At 59.7% G+C, this 26574-nt stretch carries 20 protein-coding genes and 1 riboswitch; of the genes, 7 read left to right on the forward strand and 13 right to left on the reverse strand.

Annotated features, from left to right (window positions below; all coding sequences use genetic code 11):
- Window positions 1-84 precede the first annotated feature (84 nt).
- A complete protein-coding gene (locus tag ACVW0B_RS02790) occupies window positions 85-1449 on the forward strand; it encodes a CRTAC1 family protein (protein WP_457383957.1) in 1365 nt (454 codons plus the stop codon).
- On the opposite strand, the gene moaA is transcribed toward ACVW0B_RS02790, so the two are convergent.
- Together moaA and ACVW0B_RS02800 are read right to left on the reverse strand one after the other, a co-directional pair.
- Window positions 1446-2423, reverse strand: coding sequence for a GTP 3',8-cyclase MoaA (gene moaA, locus ACVW0B_RS02795; RefSeq protein ID WP_457490891.1), 978 nt, complete (start codon window positions 2421-2423; stop codon window positions 1446-1448). The genes ACVW0B_RS02790 and moaA overlap by 4 nt on opposite strands.
- Before the next feature lie 198 nt (window positions 2424-2621).
- Window positions 2622-4523: a cation:proton antiporter gene (locus ACVW0B_RS02800; RefSeq protein WP_457490892.1), complete on the reverse strand. Its 1902-nt coding sequence runs from the start codon at window positions 4521-4523 to the stop codon at window positions 2622-2624.
- 246 nt (window positions 4524-4769) lie between these two features.
- Window positions 4770-4868: riboswitch (Glutamine riboswitch) on the forward strand.
- Window positions 4869-4954: 86 nt separating this feature from the next.
- Between ACVW0B_RS02800 and ACVW0B_RS02805 the strand changes: the two genes are divergently transcribed.
- A complete protein-coding gene (locus tag ACVW0B_RS02805) occupies window positions 4955-5407 on the forward strand; it encodes a DUF4278 domain-containing protein (RefSeq protein WP_011434342.1) in 453 nt (150 codons plus the stop codon).
- A 248-nt stretch (window positions 5408-5655) separates the two neighbouring features.
- Here ACVW0B_RS02805 and glnA read toward each other — a convergent pair whose 3' ends face one another.
- Complete coding sequence (gene glnA, locus ACVW0B_RS02810; RefSeq protein ID WP_457383959.1) at window positions 5656-7080, reverse strand: type I glutamate--ammonia ligase; 1425 nt, start codon at window positions 7078-7080, stop codon at window positions 5656-5658.
- A gap of 465 nt (window positions 7081-7545) precedes the next feature.
- Here glnA and trxB point away from each other — a divergent pair, with 465 nt between their 5' ends.
- Window positions 7546-8979, forward strand: a complete 1434-nt coding sequence (gene trxB, locus ACVW0B_RS02815; protein WP_457490893.1) for a thioredoxin-disulfide reductase — start codon at window positions 7546-7548, stop codon at window positions 8977-8979.
- A gap of 362 nt (window positions 8980-9341) precedes the next feature.
- Here trxB and purL read toward each other — a convergent pair whose 3' ends face one another.
- From purL to psaM, 3 genes are all read right to left on the reverse strand, one after another.
- Complete coding sequence (gene purL / locus ACVW0B_RS02820) at window positions 9342-11672, reverse strand: phosphoribosylformylglycinamidine synthase subunit PurL (RefSeq protein ID WP_457490894.1); 2331 nt, start codon at window positions 11670-11672, stop codon at window positions 9342-9344.
- Between the two features lie 300 nt (window positions 11673-11972).
- The gene (gene recG, locus ACVW0B_RS02825; RefSeq protein WP_457490908.1) at window positions 11973-14486 is read right to left on the reverse strand and encodes an ATP-dependent DNA helicase RecG; all 2514 of its coding nucleotides are present in this window, start codon (window positions 14484-14486) and stop codon (window positions 11973-11975) included.
- A 206-nt stretch (window positions 14487-14692) separates the two neighbouring features.
- The gene (psaM, locus tag ACVW0B_RS02830; RefSeq protein ID WP_011434349.1) at window positions 14693-14785 is read right to left on the reverse strand and encodes a photosystem I reaction center subunit XII; all 93 of its coding nucleotides are present in this window, start codon (window positions 14783-14785) and stop codon (window positions 14693-14695) included.
- Between the two features lie 347 nt (window positions 14786-15132).
- Between psaM and glyA the strand changes: the two genes are divergently transcribed.
- The 3 genes from glyA (at window position 15133) to ACVW0B_RS02845 (ending at window position 18256) form a co-directional block, all read left to right on the forward strand.
- Entirely contained in the window at window positions 15133-16458 is a 1326-nt protein-coding gene (gene glyA / locus ACVW0B_RS02835) for a serine hydroxymethyltransferase (protein WP_457490909.1), read from the forward strand.
- 24 nt (window positions 16459-16482) lie between these two features.
- The gene (locus ACVW0B_RS02840) at window positions 16483-17592 is read left to right on the forward strand and encodes a glycosyltransferase family 4 protein (protein WP_414406452.1); all 1110 of its coding nucleotides are present in this window, start codon (window positions 16483-16485) and stop codon (window positions 17590-17592) included.
- Between the two features lie 244 nt (window positions 17593-17836).
- Window positions 17837-18256 carry a hypothetical protein gene (locus ACVW0B_RS02845; protein WP_457490895.1) on the forward strand — a complete coding sequence of 140 codons (420 nt, stop codon included), beginning with the start codon at window positions 17837-17839 and terminating at the stop codon, window positions 18254-18256.
- Between the two features lie 5 nt (window positions 18257-18261).
- Here the strand turns inward: ACVW0B_RS02845 and ACVW0B_RS02850 are convergent, their stop codons facing one another.
- Window positions 18262-18789: an adenine phosphoribosyltransferase gene (locus tag ACVW0B_RS02850; protein WP_011434353.1), complete on the reverse strand. Its 528-nt coding sequence runs from the start codon at window positions 18787-18789 to the stop codon at window positions 18262-18264.
- Between the two features lie 210 nt (window positions 18790-18999).
- Here ACVW0B_RS02850 and ACVW0B_RS02855 point away from each other — a divergent pair, with 210 nt between their 5' ends.
- Window positions 19000-19437, forward strand: a complete 438-nt coding sequence (locus ACVW0B_RS02855) for a hypothetical protein (protein ID WP_414416296.1) — start codon at window positions 19000-19002, stop codon at window positions 19435-19437.
- A gap of 45 nt (window positions 19438-19482) precedes the next feature.
- Here the strand turns inward: ACVW0B_RS02855 and ACVW0B_RS02860 are convergent, their stop codons facing one another.
- From ACVW0B_RS02860 to thrC, 6 genes are all read right to left on the reverse strand, one after another.
- Window positions 19483-21432, reverse strand: coding sequence for an NHL repeat-containing protein (locus ACVW0B_RS02860; RefSeq protein WP_457490896.1), 1950 nt, complete (start codon window positions 21430-21432; stop codon window positions 19483-19485).
- Between the two features lie 322 nt (window positions 21433-21754).
- Complete coding sequence (locus ACVW0B_RS02865; protein ID WP_457490897.1) at window positions 21755-22999, reverse strand: peptidase C39 family protein; 1245 nt, start codon at window positions 22997-22999, stop codon at window positions 21755-21757.
- Between the two features lie 454 nt (window positions 23000-23453).
- A complete protein-coding gene (locus tag ACVW0B_RS02870) occupies window positions 23454-24032 on the reverse strand; it encodes a DNA-3-methyladenine glycosylase (protein WP_457490910.1) in 579 nt (192 codons plus the stop codon).
- 26 nt (window positions 24033-24058) lie between these two features.
- Complete coding sequence (locus tag ACVW0B_RS02875) at window positions 24059-24334, reverse strand: ubiquitin-like small modifier protein 1 (RefSeq protein ID WP_011434358.1); 276 nt, start codon at window positions 24332-24334, stop codon at window positions 24059-24061.
- 36 nt (window positions 24335-24370) lie between these two features.
- On the reverse strand, window positions 24371-24892 hold the full coding sequence (locus ACVW0B_RS02880) for a fasciclin domain-containing protein (RefSeq protein ID WP_011434359.1): 522 nt from the start codon (window positions 24890-24892) through the stop codon (window positions 24371-24373).
- Window positions 24893-24996: 104 nt separating this feature from the next.
- Complete coding sequence (gene thrC, locus ACVW0B_RS02885) at window positions 24997-26337, reverse strand: threonine synthase (protein ID WP_457490898.1); 1341 nt, start codon at window positions 26335-26337, stop codon at window positions 24997-24999.
- Between the last annotated feature and the right edge of the window lie 237 nt (window positions 26338-26574).

The following is a 26574-nucleotide window of genomic DNA, read 5'->3' on the forward strand; positions in this document are numbered from 1 at the left end:
TGAAGGGGAAGTTCCAGCGAAGATCCAGCATACCATCAGAGCTGGAAGCTCCACCAGTTCCTATTGTTCTCCGATGGGATCCCCATGTTTCAAGATTGCAGCTCGCAGATCCGCTTCAACCCACCTGCCCTTTTCTACGGGGTTGCCGCTTGCGATTTGGATCGGGATGGGGCCTTTGAGCTGTTTGTGTGCGGGTTCCGCGGCTCCAATCGAGTCTTGAAGTGGGATGGGCAAGCCCTGGTGGATCAAGCAGACGACACCCTGGCCGATGCAGGGCGCATGGCAATTGGGGTGGCTGCCGCCGACTTTGACGGAGACGGGCAGGAAGAACTTTATGTCTTGAACACCGATACCTTCGGCGGGCGCAAGCGCTTTGGGGATCGCCTCTTCGACTGGCAGGGATCCGCCTGGGTGGACCTGTTCTCCCTGCCGCAAAACCAAGATGCCCTCAACTTGACCGCAGGTCGCTCTGTAGCTTGTGTGGATCGTCTTGGCCAGGGGAGCTATGGATTTTTCGTAGCCAACTACGGCGGCCCTATGCGCCTCTACGAGTTGGGCCCTAACCAAATGATCGCCGATGTGGCGCCAGAAGCGAGACTCAATCGGGTGACGGGCGGGCGGGGGTTGGTGGCCGTGCCCTTGGTCTCGCAGCGGATGGACATTTTTGCCGTCAATGAGCAGGGACCTAACTTTCTGTTTCGCAACCGGGGAGATGGCACCTTTGAAGAGATTGCCGCTGAGGTGGGCCTAGCAGATCCCGACGAGCATGGGCGCGGCGTGGCAGCGGTGGATCTGGATGGGGATGGACGGCTGGATTTGCTCTATGGCAACTGGGAAGGCCCCCATCGCCTCTGGATCCAGACCCCCGGCGGTTTTTTTAAGGATGTAGCCCCCCCGGAGTTGGCTAGGCCCTCCCGCATTCGCACGGTCATCGCTGCCGACTTCGACAACGACGGCTACCCAGAGCTGTTTTTCAACAACATCGGCGAGCCCAACCGTCTGTTTGCTTGGCGCTCAGGCCGTTGGCAAGCCATCGACATTGGAGATGCTGCCGAGCCGCAGGGATTGGGGACAGGAGCAGCGGTGGCCGATGTGGATGGGGATGGTCGTCTAGAATTGTTGATTGCCCATGGGGAGTCTGGCGCCCAGCCTCTCAGCTTCTATCGCCCTCAGGCCAATGCCAACAACTGGCTGAGGGTTCTGCCCCTCACCCGCCAGGGAGCCCCGGCCCGCGGCGCGTTGGTAAGGCTGCTCACCTCCACCCGTACCCAGATCCAGGCCATCGACGCCGGCAGCGGCTACCTCTGTCAGATGGAGCCGGTGGCCCACTTTGGCCTGGGATCCGAAACAGGGGTCAAGGAAATCCAGATCCAGTGGCCGGATGGGAAACAGTTGCAGGTGGCCCACCCACCGGTCAACCAGCTTTTGCGGATCCCTTATCCCCGCTAGCCGCCAATCTGAGACATGGTGCGCCGGTAGGATCCCTGGCTGCCGGTGTCCCGTCCTTTGAAGTTGATGTCCGGCTTGATGTCCAGCAGTTCTCGCACCTGCTGTCTTAGCCTTTCGGCAGGGATCCCAGCTCGCAGCGGATCCCGCAGGTTGATTTGGCCGGATTCGTTGAGCAGGCAAGGGCGCAGCCAACCGTCGCTGGATAGCCGCATGCGGTTGCATCGATCACAAAAGCACTCCGACATCTGGCTGATAAAGCCCAAGGTGCCTTTTGCCCCCGGGATTCGAAACACATCCGCCGGCCCATTGCCGGCCACAAACCCAGGTTCCAGGCCAAAGCGAGCGCGAATTCGCTGTCGCAGCACCTCAGACTCCACCCAGCCGGCCTGCTGAAAGAGGGCGGCATTGCCAATGGGCATAAACTCGATGAAGCGCACATGCCATTGCCGCTCCAGGGTAAGGGCAGCCAGATCTTCCACTTCCGATTCGTTGAGCCCAGGGATCACCACCACATTCAACTTGAGGGGATCAAACCCCACTTGGTGGGCAACTTGGATCCCGGCCCAGACCTGCCGCCAGCGATCCCGCCCCGTGATCAGTCGAAAGGTCTCGGGGTTGAGGGAATCAAAGCTGATGTTGATGCGGCGCAACCCCGCTTCATAGAGGAGTTGAGCTTTTTGGCTGAGGTTGAAGCCGTTGGTGGTAAGGGCCACATCTCTCACCCCAGGCAGGCTGCATAGAGCCCGGATGAGGTGCTCCAGCCCCAGCCTGAGCAGGGGCTCGCCGCCGGTGAGGCGAAAGCAATCGATCCCCAACGGCAAAAACACCTCTCGAACCAACGTGAGGATTTCCTCATCCGTTAAACGCTCTGGGGCTTGCAGCCACGTCAACTCCGCCTCGTCAGGCATGCAGTACTGGCAGCGGAAATTGCAGCGATCGATCAAGCTGATGCGCAGATAGTTAACGGTCGGCATGGCAACCTATGCCAGAAACAGATGGGGCACCCCTCCCCCCAGAGTGCCGAGCAACGCCGAGGACCCTTTCCGTTGCCTCTGGAAAACCTCCCAGCGTCTCCATCCGCAAAGGCAGCGGGGGAACTGTCCCGAGGCTTGCAACTTGCAGTGGCCACACCTCCAGTTTGCAGGATACTACGAAGATTGAGGTGCAAATCTCTACTCGGCAGAGCCAGGGATCCCTGCCCATTCCGGCTGAACGGGCCGCTGCCAGCGTTCCCACCACGCCGAGGAAGATTCTGCCGGGCTGCTGTCATGGCTACTGTTGGCAGGGCTTTCTGGGGATAGGGGTTGGGCCTGCTGCGTTAGCCAACTGAGGGGGGCAGGGATCAGGCAACTGGGGTGGAGAGGGCGCAGATCGCGGTAGTGGCTGCTGCGAATGGCCAGGATCTCCTGCTGAATGATGTCTGGGGGTTCTCCCAATTCCAGCAACACATGGCTGCACAGACCCAAGCTGGCCTCGAATTCGGGATGGACAACTTCTCTGGCCCCCAACTGATAGAGCTGTTCGATGTCTTCCTTGTCGGTAGCTCGCACCACCACATCCAATCGCGGCGCCAACTCCAGAGCTCGTTTTAGGCAGAGGCGGATGCTCATGCGATCCGGCAGGGCAATGACCAGAGCGCGGGCCTGGGGCAGGCAAGCTTTCTCCAGCACCAAGGCGCTGGCGGCATTCCCATACAAGTAAGGGATCCCACGGGAACGCAGGTGTTGGATCACCCGTTCTGACTGATCGATAACCAAGAGGGGGTGACGACGGGCTTCCAGAATGCGCACAATATCTTGCCCCACCTGCCCATAGCCGCACACCACCACATGCCCCTGTTGAGGAGCCTCAGGGGCCAGAGCACGAGGCCGCTCGCCCAATTCCAACCAACGGGCCAAGAAGGGGATCCCGTGTAGCCCGGAAAACAGTCGAGGAGCGCCCCTCAGCAGAAAGGGGGTGAGCAGAAGGGTAACGGCTGTAGTGCTGACAATCAACAAATAGATCTGTCGCGACACCAACCCCAACGCCTGCCCCTCGCTGGCCAGCACAAAGGAAAATTCGCCGATTTGCGATAAGCCCAGCCCCACCACCACCGCTGCCGGCAGAGTGTAGCCAAACAGCCGCGCCAAGGGAGCCACGATGCAAAACTTGCCCACCATCACCAGCCCCACCAGCCCCAGGATCAGCAACAGATGGCCGAGGATAAAGCTGGGATCGATGAGCATGCCGATGGCCGCAAAAAAGAGAGCGGCAAACACATCCCGCAAAGGCTCCACATAGTCCAGGGTTTGGTCGGCGTATTCCACCTCCGAGATCATCAGCCCGGCAATGAAGGCCCCAATCTCGCTGGAAATGCCCAGCCGCTCCGTCAACAGGGCAATCCCCACGCAGAGGCTGATCACCCCCAGCAGAAACACCTCTTTGCTCTCCTGCTGAGCCAGCAGACGCAGGAAACCGGGAACCAGCCAAATCCCGCCTACCACCGCCCCCAGCCCCACCAAGCCGATTTCTGCCAAGGCCCTGGCCAGGGATCCCGCCAGCTCCGGCAAGGGACAATCCAAAGCCGGCAACACCGCCAGCATCAGCCCCACCGCCAAGTCCTGCACAATCAGGATCCCCAACATGGCTTGGGCTTGGGGAGTGTCCATCTGGTTGGTCTCGGTGAGGCTTTTGAGCACCACCGCCGTGGAAGACAAGGAGAGCACGGCCCCCAAAAAGATCCCTTGCACCGGCGTCAACCAGCCGCTGACCACTGCCAGCACCGCCGTGATCAAAATCGTCAGGCTGATTTGCAAAATGCCGCCGCCAATGGCGATCCCCCGCACTTTGCGCAATTCTTTCAGGGAAAACTCCACCCCCAAGGTGAACAGCAAAAAGGTCACCCCAAACTGGGCCAAGGTTTCCACCTGAACCAACTCTTTGATCCACCCCAACCCGGTGGGCCCCACTAAGATCCCGGCCAGTAAGTAGCCGAGCAACACCGGCTGCCTCAGCAGTGAGGCCAAAAATCCACCCGCTGCCGCTGCCGCCAATACCGTCACGATGTCCAAAATCAGACGAAAGTCTTCCTGCACAGGGCACCCACCAAGGAATGTGAACTTTTGTAGCCAATCCTGAGGATTCTTCCACGATAATGCTTCCTCTGGCATCTCGGACAGAGTGGAGAACCTGGCCCCAAGCCCTGCACCTTACTTCCCCCAGGGATCCCGGCTGACTAGTCCCGATTAGAGGAAGCTGGCCAGAAACTCAGTGGAAATTTTTGTTAAAAGTTGCTGGCAACACCCAAAAACCGTAGCTTATAATACAGAACGTAGATAGAAATCGTTCATCCTCTCGCGTGCTGGGCGGCTCGTTAATGTAGGTAGAGCGACATCACGGCCAGAGGACGGAAGTAGGGAGAGATCCCGAAGGAACGCGCCTCAACTCTTCTGGTAACCGTGTGGCTTCTCTTGTCTCTCAGGAGAAGGCGAACGGATGAAAACTCAACTCATTGGAGGCGAAGATCATGGCACTCTTTTACCGTGGCGTCGATTACACCCCCTCTTCTGCAACTGCAGCGGTTTCTCCCGGCAAAGTGGGGGGTCGTTACCGGGGGCTGGACTGGCGGTTCCGCCACCTGAGCAAGCCGGTGGTTTTGCCCACCAACCTTGACCTGCTCTATCGGGGTGTTGCTCATCATCTCAAGGCGGCCGAAGGGCCGGCTCAACCCGTTCAGACGGCAGAGGCATCTGCCCCGGTGGCTGCCAATGGCCGTTCTCATGTCTTGGATGAGCTGTCTCGCCGCTTGATGATGAGCCATCAACGCTTGATTCGGATTCGCCAGCAATCCATGCTGCTCCGCGGTACAGAGCAGATTGGCCTGCATGTCAACGTGCGCAACTTCTGGAACCGCATCCAAGGAAAAGTGCATCCCACCTTTCGGCTCAACTACGACCGTAGCCGTGTCAGCATGAGCTGATCTGCCCGTAACTGTTGATGCTCTGGCATGAGCTCAGCGAGAAGGGATCCCGGCTGGGGATCCCCTTTTGGTTTCTGGGTTGAGCTTCCTCAGGTCGATGGACGGCACAGGACGCTTCAACGCTGGCACGAGGTGCTGTTGACCAAAAGTAGCTAAGTTGCCCAAGGGATCCACAATTGAGGGGTGCTATTTCCTCGGAAAAAAACGGGATCCCATCAGGGATCCCGCTGCAGAATCGGCCACACCGCTTAGGCGTCGAAGTAAAGGGCGAACTCGTAGGGGTGAGGCCGCAGATTCATGGGGTTGATCTCGTTGTCGATCTTGTACTCGATGTAGGTCTGGATCAGATCTTCGGTGAAGACGCCTCCCTCCAGCAAGAAGGCATGATCCTTCTGCAGGTTTTCCAGGGCATCCAGCAGGGATCCAGGCGTGGAAGGGATCTTGGCCAGCTCTTCCGGCTCCAGATCGTAGATATCTTTGTCCAAGGGCTCGCCGGGATGGATCTTATTCTTGATCCCGTCCAGGCCAGCCATCAGCATGGCCGAAAAGGCGATGTAGGGGTTGCAGGTGGCATCCGGGCAGCGGAACTCCAGACGCTTGGCCTTGGGATTGTTGCCGGTCACCGGAATGCGAATGGCGGCGGAACGGTTGCCCTGGGAGTAAGCCAGGTTCACCGGCGCCTCAAAACCGGGCACCAAGCGCTTGTAGGAGTTGGTGGTGGGGTTGGTGAAGGCCAGGATCGCCGGGGCATGCTTGAGCAGGCCACCGATGTAGTAGAGAGCCGTCTCGCTCAGGTTGGCATAGGTGCCTTCGCTATAGAACAAAGGCTGACCATCCTTCCAGAGGGACTGGTGGGTGTGCATGCCAGTGCCGTTGTCGTTAAATAGGGGCTTGGGCATGAAGGTGACGGTTTTGCCGTGCTTGCGGGCCACGTTCCGGAGCACGTATTTGTAAACCATCATGTAGTCGGCAGCCGTGATCAGATCGGCAAAGCGATAGCCCAACTCCCCTTGCCCGCCGGTAGCCACCTCGTGGTGATGCTTCTCGATGGGCACCCCCAACTTGCCCATGGTCAGCAGCATCTCGGTGCGGATGTTTTGATGGGCATCGGTGGGCGGGGCCGGGAAATAGCCCTCTTTGTAGCGAGGCTTGTAGCCCAGGTTGCCACCTTTCTCCTCGCGGCCCGAGTTCCAGCGACCTTCGATGGAATCCACGAAGTAGTAGGCCGAGTTTTGGGTTTGGTCGAAACGAACATCCTCAAAGATGAAAAACTCTGCCTCCGGCCCGAAGTAGGCAGTATCGGCAATGCCCGTCGATTGCAGATAGGCAACGGCACGGGCGGCAAGGCTGCGGGGACAACGGCTATAAGGCTGGCCGGTGCGCGGCTCAACAATGCTGCAAGTTATGCTGAGGGTGGGCACCTCCAGAAAGGGATCGATCCAAGCCGTCTTGGGATCCGGCACCATGTACATGTCCGACTCGTTGATCGCTTTCCAGCCCCGGATACTGGATCCGTCAAAGGGAAGCCCCTCGGTGAAGGTTTCTTCCTTGATCATCGAGGTGTGGAAGGAAACATGCTGCCAGGTGCCAAAGATATCCACAAACTTGAGATCCACTATCTGGACGTTGTTGTCCTGGATCATCTGAAGCACTTCTTGGGGCGTGGATGCCATTACTCTCTCCTGATTGGGTTGCGGTTAAGACTGGGGGAACTGTGGCTGAAACAAATGGGATCCCAGCAGGTGATCCCCACGCTTCGACCCAGACAGGCCAAAAACGCTCACTCATCCTAGAAAGGCCAACACGGGTATTTTGTAGTTTCTGATACAAAATTCATTTGAGCTCCGCTTTCTGACCAAGACCAAATTGCTGGCCATCTCAGACACCTCTTTTCCTTGTGGCTTGGGTCAACCGGGATTGGGTGTTGGGGATCCAAAACTTGGGCAATGGCCGCCACTTGGCCAACCTCTGGGCAGAGATAACCCTATGGGATGGGCAAAAAAGGCCCCAATGGCCTGAGGCGAGCGAAAATGAGGCTAATAGGCCTCGGCCTCGACCGGTTCGCCAAGGGGTGTTAAGCTAAAGCGTAGTCGTTATGAGTTTGGCTTTTATTCCCATTGCAGAAGGAGAGACATCGGATGACAGAGCAAAGTCGGGTTGAGAATGTGGTGATTATCGGCTCCGGCCCTGCTGGGTTTACAGCAGCCATTTACGCTGGGCGTGCCAACCTGAAGCCGGTTGTGTTTGAGGGGTTCCAGGCGGGCGGGATCCCGGGCGGGCAACTGATGACCACCACCGAGGTGGAGAACTTTCCGGGCTTTCCCGAGGGCATCACCGGCCCCCAACTGATGAAGAACATGCGGGCTCAAGCGCAGCGGTGGGGGGCAGAACTTTACACCGAAGATGTCACCTTTGTGGATTTAAGCCAGCGGCCCTTTGTCGTCCGTTCTGACGAGCGGGAATTGCGCACCCACAGCCTGATCATCGCCACCGGGGCCACAGCCAAGCGCCTACACCTGCCGGGGGAGGAGACCTACTGGAACCGGGGCATGTCAGCTTGTGCTGTCTGCGATGGGGCTATGCCCATGTTCAGAGGGGTGGAATTGGTGGTGATCGGCGGCGGCGATACTGCCTGTGAGGAGGCCACCTACCTGACCAAGTTTGGATCCCACGTGCACATGCTGGTGCGCAGCGACAAAATGCGGGCCAGCAAGGCCATGCAGGATCGTGTTCTCAACAACCCCAAGATCACTGTGCACTGGAACACCGAGGCGGTGGAAGTGATGGGCGACGGCCTGCGCCTGACCGGGGTGAAAGTGCGGAACAACCAAACCGGCGAAATACGCGAGATGTCAGTGGGTGGCCTATTTTATGCCATTGGCCACAAGCCCAACACCGACTTGTTCAAAGGACAACTGGAACTGGATGAAGTCGGCTACATCGTCACCCGCCCGGGATCCGTGGCCACCAGTGTGGAGGGGGTGTTTGCCGCCGGCGACGTGCAGGATCACGAGTTTCGTCAGGCCATCACCGCCGCCGGCACCGGCTGTATGGCGGCCATGTTGGCAGAGCGTTGGCTCTCGGAACACGGCTTGGCCCAGGAGTATCACGTCCTTCCCCAAAGCCATCCTGAACCCAGCCCTGCTGCGACTTCTGCGGCAGAGTCTGCTGGGGATCCTGCTGTTGAGGAGGCCAGCTTTGAGGAGAATGGACAGGATGACTTAGACTTCAGCAAGACTTGCCATGAGGGGAGCTATGCCCTGCGGCGACTCTACCACGAAAGCGATCGCCTGCTCATGGTCAAGTACACCGCCCCCACCTGTGCCCCTTGTCATGCCCTCAAGCCGATCTTGAACAGGATCATCGATGAGTTCTCGGACAAGCTGCACGTGGTGGAGATCGATATTGAGAAAGATCCGGAGATTGCAGAGGCAGGGGGGGTGGCGGGTACCCCGACGGTGCAATTTTTCAAAAACAAGACGCTGGTGGCCCAGTTGGTGGGCGTTAAGCCCAAGTCCCAATATCGAGAGGTGATCCAGGCCAATTTGTGTGAGCATGACTCTAGTCAATAATAAGCTCAACTATACTGAAAATAATGTATAATATGTTCAGTACGGATTACTACCAGTTGATCTTTCTGTTTACTTTCGAGTCTGCCAACATGGTAGCCAAAGCAAAGCAGAAAATTGGTAGTAAGACGACACGGAAACTGCGCTTTGGGTATTCTACTCAAAGCTTTGCGGGATACCGCCATTCTGTTTGGAAACAAACAGAATGCTATCGCTGCATAGTTGAACAGTGATGTTCAGCAGTGTTCAGCGTAAATGTATCAGGAAAAATCCCCCTAAGGATGTTGTCCTCTCCAACCTCTGGCCCCCCTCCCCAAGGGAGAAGGGAGCTGGGCGCAGAAAACGGTTTCCCAACCAAGGCTCAGCTAGTCCGAAAAGGCACCGTGGTAGGCGGCCTGCATTGCCGCCAAAGACACCACCAGTAAGGGATCCTCTTCTGCCGTCCTTAAGAGCAGGGGATCCGCAGGGGATCCCACCTCTCCCAAAAGCTGCCACTGGCCGGCAAGCTGCGCTTCTAAGTAGGCTTCCCAAGCAGAGCGCTGGGCCGGATCCACAGAAACCAGGATGCGGCTGGATCCCTCGCCAAACAGGGCCTGATCCCAGCGCAAGGATCCAGGAGCCAGGGAGAGGGTTGCGCCGCGGCCTCCGCTCAAGCAGGCTTCTGCCAAAGCCACAGCCAATCCCCCCTCGCTGCAGTCGTGGGCAGAGCGCACCCAGCCCTGGCGGATTCCATGGCGACAGGCAGCTTGCACCCGCTTTTCCAATTCCAGATCCACTGGCGCGGGCCGGCCCGTAACTTGCTGGTGGATGACCGCCAAATACTCGCTGCCCCCCAAGCTGGTGAGGGCCTGGGATCCCAGGAGGTAAATGAGATCCCCTTCTTGCTGCCACCCCTGGCCACAGATGCATTTCAAGTCGGGAATAAGACCCACCATGCCAATGACAGGGGTAGGGTAGATAGCCTGCGATCCCTGGGGGGTGAGGGTCTCGTTGTAGAGAGAAACGTTTCCCCCCGTTACCGGCGTACCGAGGGCACGGCAGGCATCTCCAATCCCCCGACAGGCCAGGGCCAGCTGCCAGTACACCACCGGGTTTTCGGGATTGCCAAAGTTAAGGTTATCGGTAACAGCTAGGGGATCGGCCCCCACACAGGTGAGGTTGCGGGCAGCTTCCGCCACGGCTGCCTTGGCCCCCTCGTAGGGATCCAAATACACCCAGCGGCCATTGCCATCCAGGGTGGCAGCGATGGCCTTGCGGGAAGCTCGCAGGGGCGGCACCTCGCCCACGCCAAACTTTTGGGAACGGATGCGGATAACCGCCGCATCTCCCTGGCCCGGCCAAAGGACGGTGTTGTTTTGCACCTGGTGGTCGTATTGGCGATAGATCCAGGCTTTGCTGGCCAGGGTGGGGCTGGCCAAAAGCTGCAGCAGCACCTCTTTCCATGCCAGCGTTGCCTGAGCGAGGTGGATCCCCTGGCAATCACAAGGGGGTAGAGTGGCGGGATCCCATTGCCACGCTGCCTGCACGTAGGCTGGCGGCTCTGGCAACACCGGACGGACATAGACGGGGGTGTCTTCGGCCAAAGCCCGCACCGGCACCTGCACCACGCAGGATCCCTGGTGCCAGATCTCCACCAGCGGCTCGGCAATGACTTCCCCGGCCACACTAGCTTGCAAACCCCAGCGGTGGAAGATCTCCATCACCTCCGCCTCGCGGCCTTTTTGCACCACCAGCAGCATCCGCTCCTGGGATTCCGAGAGCAGGTATTCCCAGGCAGCCATGCCGCTTTCCCGCGCCGGCACTCGGTCGAGGTCAAAGCGGATCCCCACCCCTCCCTTGGCGGCCATCTCCGCGGTGGAGCAGGTGATCCCGGCTGCCCCCATATCCTGGGCAGCCACCACAGCTCCTGTGGCAAAGGCCTCCAGACAGGCCTCGATGAGGCACTTGCCCAGGAAGGGATCCCCCACCTGCACCGCCGGCAGATCCCGTTGGGAGTGCTCCCCAAGTGAGGACTCCGTCCCGCTGACGCGAACGGCGCTGGCAAAGCTGGCCCCGCGGATCCCATCCCGCCCTGTAGTGGAGCCTACATACAAAACGGGATTTCCCACCCCTTGGGCTGCAGATTTGACAACCGTAGGGGTCTCCAGCAGCCCCAAGGCCATCACGTTCACCAGAGGATTGCCCGTGTAGCAGGGATCCACGGCCACCTCGCCGCCTACGGTGGGCACCCCAACACAGTTGCCGTAGTGGGCAATGCCCTCCACCACCCTGGCCATCAAGCGGCGGTTGCGGGGATCGGTCAGCGGCCCAAAGCGCAGCGAGTTGAGGAGGGCAATGGGACGGGCGCCCAGGGTAAAGATATCCCGCAGGATCCCTCCCACACCTGTGGCCGCCCCCTGAAAGGGCTCCACCGCTGAAGGATGGTTGTGGGACTCGATCTTAAAAGCCAGCCAATCCCCCTCCCCCAAATCCACCACCCCGGCATTTTCCCCCGGCCCCACCACCACCCGCTCGCCCGTGGTGGGAAAGTTTTTCAGCAGAGGGCGGGAGTTTTTGTAGCAGCAGTGCTCTGACCACATCACCCCAAACATGGCCAGCTCGTTGGGGTTGGGATCCCGGCCCAGCTGCTGCTGGATCTGTTGATATTCCGCCGGGGAAAGGCCGTGGGCTTTTAAGTCTTCGAAAGTATAGGGCATAGTGCTGATACATTTACGCTGAACACTGCTGAACATCACTGTTCAACTATGCAGCGATAGCATTCTGTTTGTTTCCAAACAGAATGGCGGTATCCCGCAAAGCTTTGAGTAGAATACCCAAAGCGCAGTTTCCGTGTCGTCTTACTACCAATTTTCTGCTTTGCTTTGGCTACCATGTTGGCAGACTCGAAAGTAAACAGAAAGATCAACTGGTAGTAATCCGTACTGAACATATTATACATTATTTTCAGTATAGTTGAGCTTATTATTGACTAGAGTCATGCTCCAATTGCCCCTAGCTTAGGTCAACAACCCAGGGCCCAAGAGACAGGCCTGACGCTCTTCCAGTATGCGGCTTAAGGGGGGCCAGCGCTTCAGGTCGGGGTCTTGGACAATAAGCTGCTCTGCCGCCTGGCGGGCCAGCTGCAGCACCTCTTGATCCTCCATGAGACTGGCCAGGGCAAAATCGGGTAGCCCCGACTGGCGGGTGCCCATCACCTCCCCTGGGCCGCGGAAGCGCAGATCCATCTCGGCAATGAAAAACCCGTCGTGGGATTGCTCCAGCACCTTCAGCCGCCGCAGGGCCTCCTCGCTTTTGGATCCTGTCATCAGGATGCAGTAGGCCTGGTCAGATCCCCGCCCTACCCGCCCCCGCAGTTGGTGCAGTTGGGAGAGCCCAAAGCGCTCCGCATGCTCCACCAGCATCACCGAGGCATTGGGCACATCTACCCCCACCTCCACCACCGTGGTAGAGACCAGAATATCCAGCTCCTGCCGGCGAAAGGCCGCAATGACAGCTTCCTTCTCGCTACTGGTCAAGCGCCCGTGCAGCAGGCCCACCCGAAATTGGGGGAAGACCTTTTCCTGCAGACGCTGGTGTTCCTCGATGGCAGATTTGAGATCCAGCTTCTCCGACTCTTCAATCAACGGCAGCACCACGTAGGCCTGCCGCCCTTGGGCAATTTCCCGCTCGATAAGCCGCATCACCTGCAGGCGATCCCCTGGCCGGGCCACCAGGGTGTGCACGGGCTTGCGCCCCGGCGGCAGCTCGTCAATTTGGGTAACATCCAGATCCCCATGCAGGGCCAGGGTGAGGGTGCGGGGGATGGGGGTAGCGGTCATGGTGAGAACATCGGGGTGATCCCCTTTCTGTTGCAGAGCGGCCCGCTGCTCCACGCCAAAGCGGTGCTGCTCGTCGATGACCACCAAGCCCAGGTTGCGAAACTGCACTGCCGGCTGGATTAAAGCATGCGTGCCCACCACCAAGGGCAATTCCCCGGTCTGCAACTGCCGCAGGATCTCCCGGCGCTTAGCAGGGGGCGTGGAGCCGGTCAACAGTTCAACGGGCACCTGTAGCTGGCTTAGCCATTCCACCAACTTGCGGTAGTGTTGCTCGGCCAAAACCTCGGTGGGAGCCATGAGGGCCGCCTGCCAACCGGATTGAATGGCTGCCAGCACAGCTGCCACCGCCACCACGGTTTTGCCGGATCCCACATCTCCCTGCAAGAGGCGGTTCATGGGCAAGGGATCCCGCAGATCCGCTAGGATCTCGTCGATGGCCCGCTGCTGGGCAGCGGTAAGCTGAAAGGGCAGGATTTGATAGAAGCGATCCAATAGCTCCCCTCGAGCCGGCTGGTAACGAGGTATGGCCTGAGCTTGGGCACGATAGCGGTGTCGCCGCTGCAATAGGCTTAGTTGTAGGTAGAAAAACTCATCGAACACCAGCCGCCGCCGGGCCTGGGCCAGCAGCTCTCGGGTCTCAGGAAAGTGGATCTGCTGCAGGGCAACAGGCAAGTCCAAAAGCTGCAACTGCCGCTTGAGATCCGCCGGCAAGGGATCCTCCACCAAGGCCGCCGCCGGCAAAGCCAGTTGCACCGCCTTGCGCACCAGATCGGCGGGGATCCCTTCTGAGAGAGGGTAAACTGGCAAGATCTTGCCCAGCCTGTCCAGCTCCTCGCCCTCTCCCCCCAGCACCTCCAGTTGCGGGTTATCCAGCGTTAGGCCCAACCGGCCCTTTTTGACCAGGCCGCTGGCAGCCACCAGGGCCCCCTTGGGGTATTGCCGCTCCAGGGAAGCTTGCCAACTGCGCTGGGCAAACTGCCGCCCGCTGTAGAAGCGGCTGAGGGTAATTACACCACTTTTGTCGGCAATCTTTAGGTTGAAGATGGTCAGCGAGGGATTCTTAGGGCTGGTAAAGCAACTGCAACTTTTCACCGTCCCTACAAGGGTAACGGTCTCCCCCACCTTGGCTTGGCGGATGAGCACCCGCCGGGAATAGTCCAGGTAGTCGCGGGGGAAGTAGTAGAGGGCATCCCGCACGCTGTGTAGGCCCAGTTGTGCCAGTTTCTCCGCTGACTTGGGACCAATGCCTTTGAGAAACTGCAGCGGCTGCTCCAGGCTGAGGCCGGCGGGGAGAGATGGGGAAATCGTGCTCCGCCCTGCCTCTGGGGGGGTTGTTGCTACGCCTACGGCAGGGAAACCAGAGCGCTGTGGCAACGAGGCTGCAAACGAGCCAGGTTGGTGGGAACTCGGTCGGGACAGCTCTTGCTGACGTCGGACTCGCTCCAGCCAGCGGCGGGTTTCGGCCACCAGGTGCTGGCGTTCGGGCAGCTCCAGCTCGGAATACAGGGTATAGCGGGATCCCAGTTCTTTCCATCGCCGCCGGTCATCTCCATTCAGCACCCAGTCAGAGGGGGGATCCTGTCCGAACACGCTCCCCAAAAATTGGGAGAAGGTCTGCTCTCGCCCCCGCAGGTCGGTAAACCCCACCTCTGCTTCTAGGGAAAGGGCGCGCTGAAGCCGCTGTAGATCCACCTGGCTCAAGTTGCTTGGCTGCCGGGAGTGCTCCTTATCAATCCAACTTTAGCCAACAACGGCAGGACAACCGAAGGAGTGCAGCAGCGCAAGCCACACTTTCCATTCCTTGATAAAGAAAAAAGCCTGCCTTATTACTCCGCAACACTGTCGTGACGGGGCAGGCCGAAGGGATCCAGAGGCACTTTTTGGGAGATGCAGGAGCTTTAGCTGCGGGCCAGGGCGGATCCCAAAAGCAGAGCCATCACTGCCGGCACCAAGGCAATCGCCAGGATGGTGAAAACTTGTGCGTCCGTCATAACCAACTCCCTAACAGTGGAATTGCACAAAAGTCAGCCCCCTCACTCTACCGTAGCTTGAGGGGTAGCCTTGACACCGAGAAGAAAAGCTCAACATTCTTTACAAAGCAGCCCTTGCCCATCCCGCTTGACCGTGGCTCCCAGATCCTCTGCTTGGATCGATTGACATTCTCCCCACCCCTAAAGCAAGGGATTCTTTCTCAGTTTTGGGGTTTTACCCCAGGCAGAAAGGCCGGGGCCTGCGCTGCTGGTTTGCGGGTCATGCTACGATGTTGCTCCGCAACGCCGTCGCGACGGCGAAGCAGTTCTTGCCCATTCCTCCTGCGAAGTTCAGTCTTGGCGTCATCATGGTAGCTGCTCCACAAAGTCTGACCACCTCACGGGATAGCTTGGCCATCCTGGCGGAAACGGATCCCGTTGTTTACCGCCTGATCCAGGAAGAGCTCAACCGGCAGCGGGATCACCTGGAGATGATTGCCAGCGAGAACTTCACCTCTCCTGCCGTCTTGGCAGCCCAGGGCTCGGTGCTCACCAACAAGTATGCAGAAGGGCTGCCGGGCAAGCGCTACTACGGCGGCTGCGAGTTTATTGACGAGATTGAACAGCTGGCCATTGACCGGGCTAAGCAATTGTTCGGGGCAGCCCACGCCAATGTGCAGCCCCACTCGGGGGCGCAGGCCAATTTCGCTGTTTTCCTGGCCCTGCTGCAGCCGGGGGACACGATCATGGGCATGGATTTGTCTCATGGCGGCCACCTCACCCACGGCTCGCCGGTGAATGTCTCCGGCAAATGGTTCCAGGTGGTGCATTACGGGGTGGATCCCCAAACGGAGCGGATCGATTTCGATCAAGTGCGGGATCTGGCTTTGCAGCATCGGCCTAAGCTGATCATCTGCGGCTACTCTGCCTACCCGCGGACAATTGACTTTGCCGCTTTCCGCGCCATTGCCGACGAGGTGGGGGCCTATCTTCTGGCCGACATTGCCCACATTGCCGGCTTGGTGGCCACTGGACATCACCCCAACCCCGTGCCCCTCTGCGATGTGGTGACCACCACTACCCACAAGACGCTGCGAGGGCCGCGCGGGGGACTCATTCTCACCCGCGACCCAGAATTGGGCAAAAAGCTGGATAAGGCAGTGTTCCCCGGCAGCCAGGGGGGGCCGCTGGAGCATGTTATTGCTGGCAAGGCGGTGGCCTTTGGAGAAGCCCTGCAGCCCAGCTTTGCCCAGTACTCGGCCCAAGTTATCGCCAATGCCCAAGCCCTGGCGGGATCCCTGCAACGGCGAGGCATTCGACTGGTTTCCGGGGGCACCGACAATCACCTGATGTTGCTGGATCTGCGCTCGGTTTCGGCGGTGCTGGAAAAAACTGGGGCGGCGGATCCGGTAATGACGGGCAAACGGGCGGATCGGCTGATGGGGGAGATCCACATCACCGCCAATAAGAACACCATTCCCTTCGACCCACAGCCGCCCTTTGTAGCTAGCGGCCTGCGTCTGGGATCCCCAGCCTTGACCACCCGCGGCTTGGGGCCAGTAGAATTTGAGGAAATTGGGGAGATCATCGCCGATTGTCTGTTTCAGCCTGAGGAGCCTGCTGTATTGGAAGAGTGTCGCCAGCGGGTGGCTCAGCTCTGTCGTCGTTTCCCCCTCTACCCCCACTTGGGATAACCGCAATCCTCGCCACGGCTTGCTATGCCCTACTTGGTTGCCTTTCTGGCTGCTGCCTGTGTGGTTCTGTGGGCAACCCCGGTGGTGAAGGCGGTCGGGATCCGCAGTGGCCAGTTGGACTTTCCCGACGAGCGCAAGATCCACCAGCAACCGATGGTGCGCCTGGGGGGGGTTTCCATCTTTTTTGGCAACTTGGTGGCCCTGCTGTTGCTCTGGGGAGCCGGAGCTTTTGGGGGCTTGCGCACCGAGCAGGAGTACGAGATTTGGGGGGTGACGATCGGTGGGGTTTTGTTTTTTTTGATTGGCCTGGCGGACGACCTGTTTCACCTGTCGCCTTTTTCCCGCTTGTTGATGCAATTCGGCGTGGCTGCTGCCGCTTGGGGAGTAGGGGTGCGCATTGAGTTCATCAGTCTGCCCGGGAGAGGGATCTGGCCCTTTCCGGTGTGGTTGAGCCTGCTGATTACCCTGTTCTGGCTGGTGGGGATGGCCAACGCCATCAACTTCATGGACGGGCTGGATGGGCTGGCGGCAGGGGTGTCGGGAATTGCGGCAGTGGTGATGCTGATCGTAACCCTGCTGCTGGATCGACCGGCGGCGGCCATGCTGGCGGCGGCCTTGGCGGGGGCTTGCCTGGGGTTTTTGCGCTACAACTTCAACCCGGCGCAGATCTTCATGGGGGATGGAGGGGCCTATTTTTTGGGCTTTACCCTGGCTGGGATTGGGGTGATCGGGGTGGCCAAGGGGGTGACCACGCTGGCAGTGGCTCTGCCTTTCTTTATCTTGGCGGTGCCGATCCTGGATATGTCCACCGTAATCCTCAAGCGGCTGGCCAGGGGGAAGTCGCCTTTCCATCCCGACAAAGGCCACCTGCACCACCGCTTGCTCAAAGCCGGCCTATCCCAGCGGCATTCAGTGCTGCTCATCTACGCCATGACCCTCTGGGGGGGATCCCTGGCCTTGGCCTTGGCGGGCTTGCCAGCAGGGGGCACCTACCTGGGCGGGGCCTCGCTGGTGTTGGCAGGGGTGGCTTGGGGGGCTTGGCAACGGCAACGAGCTTTGCCCTCGGAGGACAGGCCCGAACAGGAATATGTTGCTCCGCAATGCTGTTGCGACCAGGAATGTAAAGAAGATTGAGCTGGGCTTGTTCTCCATCGCTCGCCTGCCTAGACTGGAGGCGCTCTATATTTGTTGTTTTTTGTTTTGTTGTTTTTTGTTTAGCTCTGTGTTGCCTCATGCGCCCCACACCTGAGTTGGCAGCTCTCCTGCGCCGCACCGCGGATCGTATCCAATCCCAACACTGGGGCTTCTGGGACTGGGAGTACTGCTGGCGGGACAGCACCCGCTGCAATTGCGGCCTGCTGGTGCGAGAAGCCCTGGGATGGGATCGGCAGCAACTCAGCCTGCGCATCCACCGCGGCACCTGGCGCTCCATCGCCCAAACCGCCTACCGAACTGTTGCCCTGGCCTTGAGGGATCCCTGGCAACTGGAGGGCAGTGCGAGGCCACCGGCCTGCGGCTGGGGTATGTGTTCGAGAAAATGGCAGAGCTGGGGTTCGACCAACCGGAAGACTTTGCCGCCCTGGAGGAGCTGAGCGATCCCGTCATCCTGGCCCGCCTGGCAGAAAAAGGTGTGGAGCCAGCACAGCGCGACCAGGCGATCCATGTGGCGCTCTACATGCGGGAACTGGCGGACTGGATTGACGAACAACTGCAGGCGCAGGCTCAGATCAGCCGCTTGAGCCAACCTTTGCCCAAAACACCAGGGATCCTCGTCCAACAGTCGGTGCACCTTACTTGAGGAACTCAGTTGCCTTCCTCTACCATCACCACATGGGCAGGGATCCCAGGGGGAAGAGCCTTGCAGCCGGACAAAAAGGCCAGCTCGATTAAGAAGGCAAATCCCCCCACCTCAGCGCCGCTCTGGGCCACCAATTGGGCGGTGGCAGCGGCTGTACCCCCGGTGGCAATGACATCATCCACGATCAACACCCGCTCTCCGGGGCGCAGGGCGTGGGCGTGCAGTTGGAGCTGGTCTTGGCCGTATTCCAGGCTGTAAGTCTGGCTGAGCACCGGCGGCGGCAGTTTGCCTGGCTTGCGAACCGGGACAAAGCCCAAGCCCAGGTGTTGTGCCAAAGCAGCCCCTAAAATGAACCCCCGCGACTCGATGCCGACCACATAATCTAGGGATCCCATGCCGGTGGTGCCGGCGGCCAACTGTTCAATAGCCGCCCGGAAGCCTGCCGGATCCTGCAGCAGGGGGGTCATATCCCGAAAGAGGATGCCGGGTCTGGGAAAATCGGGCACCAAGCGAATGAGGGCTCGCAGATCCATCCTGTTTTCCTCGCTGGCCAGTGGCTTGCTGTTCGCGTTAGCGGGACGGAGTCCTCAAAGGACGCTCCAAGCAACCCATCATACTCGGTTAGCTAATGGGCAGATGGGATCCCTTTTGGTCAGTCGAGCAACGGGGAAGATTTTTTATAATTGGCAAGGCTAGGGGCCGCGGCTCACCTGGTCACCCATCTGTGAACTCGGAGACTTCTCATGCGTTATTACATGGCCATCGACTCCAATCCCCTGGCAAGTTTGCCGCTGGCTCTGTTTGGGGTGAGTAGCGAGTCGGCCTATGTCGATCTGCTGCAAGACAAGCTCATTGTGCGGGCGGGCAGCCTGTTCAACGAGACGTTCTCCCTGAGCGAGTTGGGACAAGGGGAGCGCTTCCCCTGGCCTTGGTACTACGGACTGGGCGTGCGCACCGATTTTCAGGGGATCGTTGGCCCGGTCACCAGCACCCAAGGGGTAATTGCCATTCCACTGGTGCAGGAAAAGCCTCTTTTTATTCCGTTGCTGGGGCCGGTGGGGCTGCAAGTGCCCTGCAAAAAGCTGGTCTTCAGCCTCAAAGATCCAGACACCTTCCTGGCCAACTTCAATCAGGGTCGCCCAGAGGTGAACGCCGGCCCGAAGAGTGTGGTGATTGAGTAGATGGGGATCCCTGTGAAACCTGAGAGACGGCGGCCTGTCAAGAGCCTACAGAGATCCCCCAGGGGTTGGGGTGACAGGCCCAGAGGCAACGCGGCTTATGCGACGCAAGCCCGGCAAGCCGGCATCCACCACCACCACACTGCCATCCGCTAAGACTACCAAGCCGGCAGGCTGCTCAAACCGGGCTGCCGAGGTGGGGCCATCCTGCCAACCGCGCTGATTCTGTCCGGCCAAGGTGGAAACTTGTCCCCCAGGCTGAAGACGACGAATGCGATGGTTATCTCGGTCGGCCACCCAGAGGTTGCCTGCCGCATCGAAGGCCAGCCCCCCCAGGGTTTGAAAACGGGCCTCTGCCAGGGGGCCATCCCGATAGCCTGGCTCTGCCCCGGAGAGGGTGGTCACTCGTCCGCCAGCAGAGAGCCGGCGCAGGCGATGTCCATCGGCAATCCAGAGGTTCCCCTCCTTATCCACCGCCAGAGCCGTGGGCTGCAGGAGCTGGGCCTGTTCTGCTGGGCCATCGACGGATCCCGGCTGGCCGGTGCCGGCAACCGTGGTCACTTCACCTGCAGGGGTGATGCGGCGGATGCGGCGATTGGCGCGGTCGGCAACGTAGAGGCTGCCATCTGAACCCAAAGCCAGCCCAGATGGCTCCCGGAACTGAGCTCGGTCAAGCCCCCCATCTCGGTATCCGGCTATACAAGTGCCGGCAAAGGTGCTCACCTGTCGTTGCAGGTTGATATAGCGCAGGCAATGGTTGCCGCTGTCGGCCACCCACAATCCCCCCTTGGGATCCCAGAGCAGCCCCTGTGGGGAGTCAAACTGAGCTTGATTGGCTGCTCCGTCGCGGCGGCCTGCTTGGCCTGTGCCGGCCCAAACTTCCAATTCCCCCTCTGGAGACAGCCGGAAGATGCGGTGCTGGGCTCTATCGGCTAAATAGAAGGCTCCTTCAGGATCCACAGCAATGCCGCTGATTTGCTGCAGGTAGATCCTGGACTCGGTGCCGGTGTTATCAGGGGCGTTGCCGACAGGATCTGCCGCGGGCGAGGTGCGGCCATCCAGCAAAGTTTCCACCACCCAGGCCGATGCTGCCGGAGCAGTGGGGGTGGGAGAGGGGCTGGGGGAAGGAGTAGCGGCAGGCCAATCGTAGACCAGAGTGCCCAACCCTTGCCCGGAAGCATCCGCAACAGCAACCCAAACTGAGCCGGAAAGAGAAGAAGGCGGCATCACCACCAGGCGGTCACCGCTGCGGGAGCGAATTTCCCCCTTCAGGATGCGCTCGGGATTGGCTGCTGCAGCAAAGAGAACTGTTTCCACCCGCTCCAAATTTTCCCCTGAGAGCAGCAACGGCTGGCCAAGGGTGGGCGCTGCCGAGCTGGTGTGCAGCAGCGGTACCCCCACCTCAGAGAGCACCAACATCGAAAGGCGACGCTGACGCTCTGTGTCTTGGGGAGGACGATTGACACTGCCAGAACTCCCAGAGCGGGCAGAAAGGGTCAGGGATCCCTTCCCTTGCGCCAGAGTGGTGGATCCCCGATAGGCGATGGCGCTGAGCTCCGCTTCTCCGGCGGGGGGGTTGGTGAAGGTGAAAGTGGCCGGTTGCCCCGGGCGCAGAGGGGCAGTGGCGGTTTGGCGATAGGTGCCCAGGGTAATGCTCAGGTCGATCCCTTCCACCCCCGGCCAGGTGGGAGTGCGGGCCAGCCAGCGATCCACCTCTGAGGCCGGTAGCTGGGCCACCAGATCGGATCCCTGTTCCTGGAGCAGCAGAACGATGCGGTTGCTGGGCACCGACAAGCCGGACTGGCGGGCTTGCTCGAAAGTCAGAGAAAGCGGGGAGGGAGGGAGAGGAGTTGGAGTTAAAACCGGCTGTAGGGCCGCAGGGGGAACAACGCTGGGAGACAGACTAGAAGAAGAAAGCTCGCCACAGCCCGAGAGAGCCAGCACCAAGGCACTCAGCGCAGGCCAAGGTAGCGGTGTCAGGGAAGCCCGTCGTGGCATGATGCAGCTCATCCCCTCCCACAAACTGGGAAATGGCGGAAACCCAAACCCCCACGCTTACCTTCATCAGCGTACAAACCGGCGAGAATTGCCCAGCACCCTCTCTGCCGCAGGAGCCACCTCGACCAATGCCTTGGCCCCTGAACCGCATTCCTATTCATGACCAACCATCCTCACCCGCAGGTGAGTCGCACTCCTCACTCCATCTATCCTTACTCAAATCCCCACCGAAAGACCAGATAGCAGTTTCAGCGGCCAGGAAATCATCCAGGCCATAGCGGTAGCGCTGTAAGTCGATGCTGCCCGCGTTCGCCCGGTTCGGCTATAGAGTGGGGACAGGCCACTCTCGCGGATGAATCAAGTAGACGGTACCCCCGGAGTGCTCCAGCCACAACGACTCTAGCTGTTCGCGGCGGTAGGTACGGCGAACCTCTTCGTTGGTTTTGGCTGCCGGATCGTGGAGGATGGGATCCCCATGGCTAAACTGCTCCGCACCGCTGCCGCGAGCAAACCCCACCAGCACCGCCAGATGGCCGTTGCTTCTGGGAATTGGCGCCCCTTCCAGTTCTCCCTCACCCCAAGCATAGCTGAGGATCACCGGAACCCCTGCCGCGATCCAGGCTTCTGCTTGAGCCAAGCTCTCCAGCCGCGCCACCACGCCGGACAAACCTTGCTCGGCAGCATGGGCGACGTTGAAAGCCCAGTTGCCATGGCCCTGGTAAACCCGGTCATACACACCGGCCACTGCTGCGCGCACCAACACCTCACAGGGGCGGGGATCCCGCTTCCAGTAGGCCATCACCATCGCCAAAGAGGTGGGGCTACACCAGACCTCTCCCCCATCGGGGTACACCATCTGGGAGCACCAAGGCAGATCCAAGATTTTGCCCCAGCGGCTGGGATCCCCAGGGGATAGGCGGCTGGGCCTGACCGGCTCGTTGGAAATGGCAACTGCCACCTGATCCACAACGGCAGAACGGCCTGGCTCTTGCGTGAACAGGCGCACCCTGACCTGGAAGGCTTCTGCTCCGTTGAGGGTATCCTTGAGCACCAGCAAGTCCGTGTACAGGTTGCCATCCTCATCCCCTTGTCCTTGCACTGAGTGGCTGGCCAGAGTCAAGGGATCCGCAGCCCATACCCCGCCGTGATACCACTTTGTCCAGCGGTCTGAAAGCTTGGCCCGAATCCACAGTTCCAACCAGGTGCCGGGGGGCGTGGTGGCATTCCAGGAAGCGATTGCCCCGACCATAGGGAAGCTGGTGGGGACTGCTGGGCTGGTGGCTTCTCCCACCCAGTAGGGGCCAAGGGGATAGAAAGGGCGCCCCCGTTCGCGTAAGCGGTGCGGAGCATTATCGCGTAAGCGGGACGGAGTCCTTAGCGCCACCTCAGGCTCTTCAAGGCTGACTTCTTGCCGCAAACCCTCTGGATCCAAGACCAATTGCCCTCGGGCGTTCAGGCAGATCCCTTGGGTTGACCAGTCCTGAAACCCCTGAGCTTCTCCCGCCCGCCAGCGCTGAAACCCGGTGCGATAGGTGAAGTGGGTCTGGGCTTGCATCGTCAAGAGCATGACTCTAGTCAATAATAAGCTCAACTATACTGAAAATAATGTATAATATGTTCAGTACGGATTACTACCAGTTGATCTTTCTGTTTACTTTCGAGTCTGCCAACATGGTAGCCAAAGCAAAGCAGAAAATTGGTAGTAAGACGACACGGAAACTGCGCTTTGGGTATTCTACTCAAAGCTTTGCGGGATACCGCCATTCTGTTTGGACTCCGTCCCGCTAACGCGAATGGAAACAAACAGAATGCTATCGCTGCATAGTTGAACAGTGATGTTCAGCAGTGTTCAGCGTAAATGTATCAGTCCTGGAAAAGTTGGAACAGGCTGGGCCAACGTGGGCAACCCCAGCAAGAGCAGCACAACCCCGCTGACCAGCCCAGGCAGCCCCTGCCGTTCGCGTAAGCGGGACGGAGTCCTTTAGCCACTGCCTTCTGCGAGCATTGTCCGCCTGCCCCCACTAATAGCGCGACACCGCCGGATGTCCACCAATGTACCAGCGCCAGGGGATCTCGGCTCCTTGGGTGATGCCGATGCGGGTGGTTTGGACGATGGACAACTGCGTTTGCCAAGAGGGGGATCCCTCTAGCCAAAAGCCTTCTTGGTCGACATCCACCTGCCCCAGCCGCCAACCGTTGTGGGATCCGTCGATGCGCAGTGCTTGACAGAGCAGGCCCGGCCCCGCCGCCGCCCGTGCTGGCTGATTCTGTTTGTTGGCCGGGATCCAGTCTGGCAGGCGATCCAACTGAGCTGCCCGGATCAGAACCGCCGCCGGGATCCCTTCTGGCTCGGTAACGATATTTAGACAGTGGTAGAGGCCGTAGATGCGATAGATGTAGAGATGCCCTGGCGGGCCAAACATGACCTGGTTGCGTTGGGTCTTGCGGCGGTAGGCATGGCAGGCCGGATCCCCAGCCGTGTAGGCCTCCGTCTCTACGATCTGGGCCCGCACCTGCAGCCCATCGGCAAATTGCCGCACCAGAACCATGCCCAGCAAGGCAGGTGCCACCAGCGGGGCCGGCTGGCTCAACCACTCCACAGCGTCCACGGCAGGCTTGGCAGCCCTCAGCCCCCAGCAACGGCAGGGACGATGCTCACCTCATCCCCATCTTGCAGAGGGGTGTCACATCCCTTGAGGAAGCGAATGTCTTCGCTGTTCACATAAAAGTTGACGAAGCGGCGCAATTCCCCCTTCTCATCGCACAGCCGCGCCTTAATCCCCGGACAGCGTTGTTCCAAAGCATCCAACAATTCGCGGATGGTGGATCCCTCGCAATTCACCACCCCCTGATCCTGGGTGAGCGCCCGCAGCGTGTTGGGAATCAGCACCTTGACTGCCATAGCCCAATGCCTCGTCCATTAACCAACATCAAAAAACTAGGGTAGCAGCACCCCATCAATGCCGTGAATCACGCCGTTGGAAACTGGAATATCCGCCAGGTTCACGTTAGCCCCGTTGACCCGGATGCTGCCATCGGATCCCACCTGCACCTGCAGCGGCAGCCCTGCCAAGGTGGTCAGAGTGGTCGATTGGCCGGGCCGCAGGTCAAACGAGGTAATCCGCCCCGGCACCACATGATACGTGAGAATGCGGGTGAGCTGAGCCCGGCTGGCCGGCTGCAACAGCGTCTCCACCGTACCCGGCGGCAGTTGCCCAAAGGCCACATCGGAAGGGGCAAAGACCGTGAACGGCCCCGGCCCTGCCAACGCCGTATTCAGGCCCGTCGCCCGCAAAGCTGCCGCCAGCGTCGAGTAGCTGCTGGGCAAAGTTTCCAGCTCAACGGCAATGGTGTTTAGCCCTTGAGGCTGGGCCGCAGGAGCAAAGACAAGCGGGGCCACTACAGCCGCCAACGGGATCCAACGGCGAACAAGGCGTTGAACAGAAGGAAAGATAGGCATTGTGCAAAGCTCCTGAGCCAATAGGTCTACGCCAGGGATCTTAACAGTTCTTCATTAAGATTCTGTTAAGAGGCAATGGAGAGGGTCTTCCCTGCAAACCGAGTTCATACTGATGCCTCCTGCCAGTCCAGCCGCTCCAGGGTGCGGGCCCGCTCCAAAGCCTGTTCAAAGCTCTCCAGCCTGGGCGAGATCACCAGCGGATGGCCTACGTGGGCTTGAACCGCCTCCTGGGTCTTCAGACCGTTGCCAGTAATGTAGGCTACTGTAACCGCCTCCGGATCGATTTGACCGGATTCTGCCAGGTGTTTGAGCACGGCAATGGTGGTGCCGCCGGCAGTCTCGGTGAAGATGCCTTCGGTCTCGGCCAGGAGCTTAATGCCGGCGATGATCTCGGGATCCGTGGCCGTTGCGATCTGCCCACCGGTTCTGCGGGCAATGTCCAGGGCGTAGATCCCGTCGGCAGGGTTGCCGATGGCGATGGACTTGGCGATGGTATTGGGCTTAACCGGAGTGACAAAATCCCGTCCCTCGCGGAAGGCTTGGGCAATGGGCGAACATCCCTGCGCCTGTGCGCCGTGGAAGGCGACCGGCTTATCCGCCACCAGCCCCACCTTCACAAACTCCTGGAAGCCTTTATAAACCTTGGTGTACAGGGATCCCGAGGCCAATGGGATCACCACCTGATCCGGCAGTTGCCAACCCAATTGCTCCGCCACCTCATAGGCCAGGGTTTTGGAGCCTTCTGAGTAGTAGGGGCGCAGGTTGATGTTGACAAAGCCCCAGCCGTAGCGATCCGCCACCTCGGCGCAGAGGCGGTTCACCTGGTCGTAGTTGCCCTCCACCGCCATGACGGTGGGGTTGTAAATCAGGGATCCCAGCACTTTGCCCGCTTCTAAGTCCGCCGGGATGAAGATGGTGCAGTCCAAGCCGGCGTGGGCGGCAATAGCAGCGGTGGAGTTGGCCAGATTGCCCGTGCTGGCGCAGGAAACGGTGGTAAAACCCAGCTCCTTGGCGCGGGTCAGCGCCACCGACACCACCCGATCCTTGAAGCTAAGGGTGGGCATGTTGACGGCATCGTTCTTGATGTAAAGATTTTTTAACCCCAGCCGCCGACCCAGCCGCTCCGCCTTAACCAGCGGGGTCATGCCGGTGCCCACATCGATGGGCTTTTCAGAAGTTACTGGCAGAAAAGGCCGATAGCGCCAGATAGACAGCGGCCCAGCTTGGATGCTCTGCCGGCTGACGCTGTGCCTCAGCCAGTCGTAGTCATAAACCACTTCCAGGGGGCCGAAACACAGCTCACAAACATGCTTGGCGACCGGCTCATACTCGGCGCCACACTCCCGACAGCGCAAACGGCTGAAGCCCACCTTGGAGCTGTGCAAGGCAGAGGCCAACGGGGAATCGGCAGGGCTGAGCGGGCGTTCGGAAAGAGTTTGGGACATGGGCAGCCTCAAGGTGAAGGAAAGGGTGGGCGCTGGATTGAACTTACCTATCGTTGGGGGGAATCTTATCACCCGCAATCTGCCGCGTCAACTAAACCCGACTAAAATAGTCTGGATTAGATCCGGTTGAGGATAATGGAATCGGTGCTTGGCTCTCTCAGGCGGGCTGTCTGGTGTTTGTATGAGCCGCAACATCCCTTGGGCGACTCTGCCCTTTCCTCTGGGATCCCCTGCTAT

Source organism: Thermostichus sp. MS-CIW-23 (genome assembly GCF_054059455.1).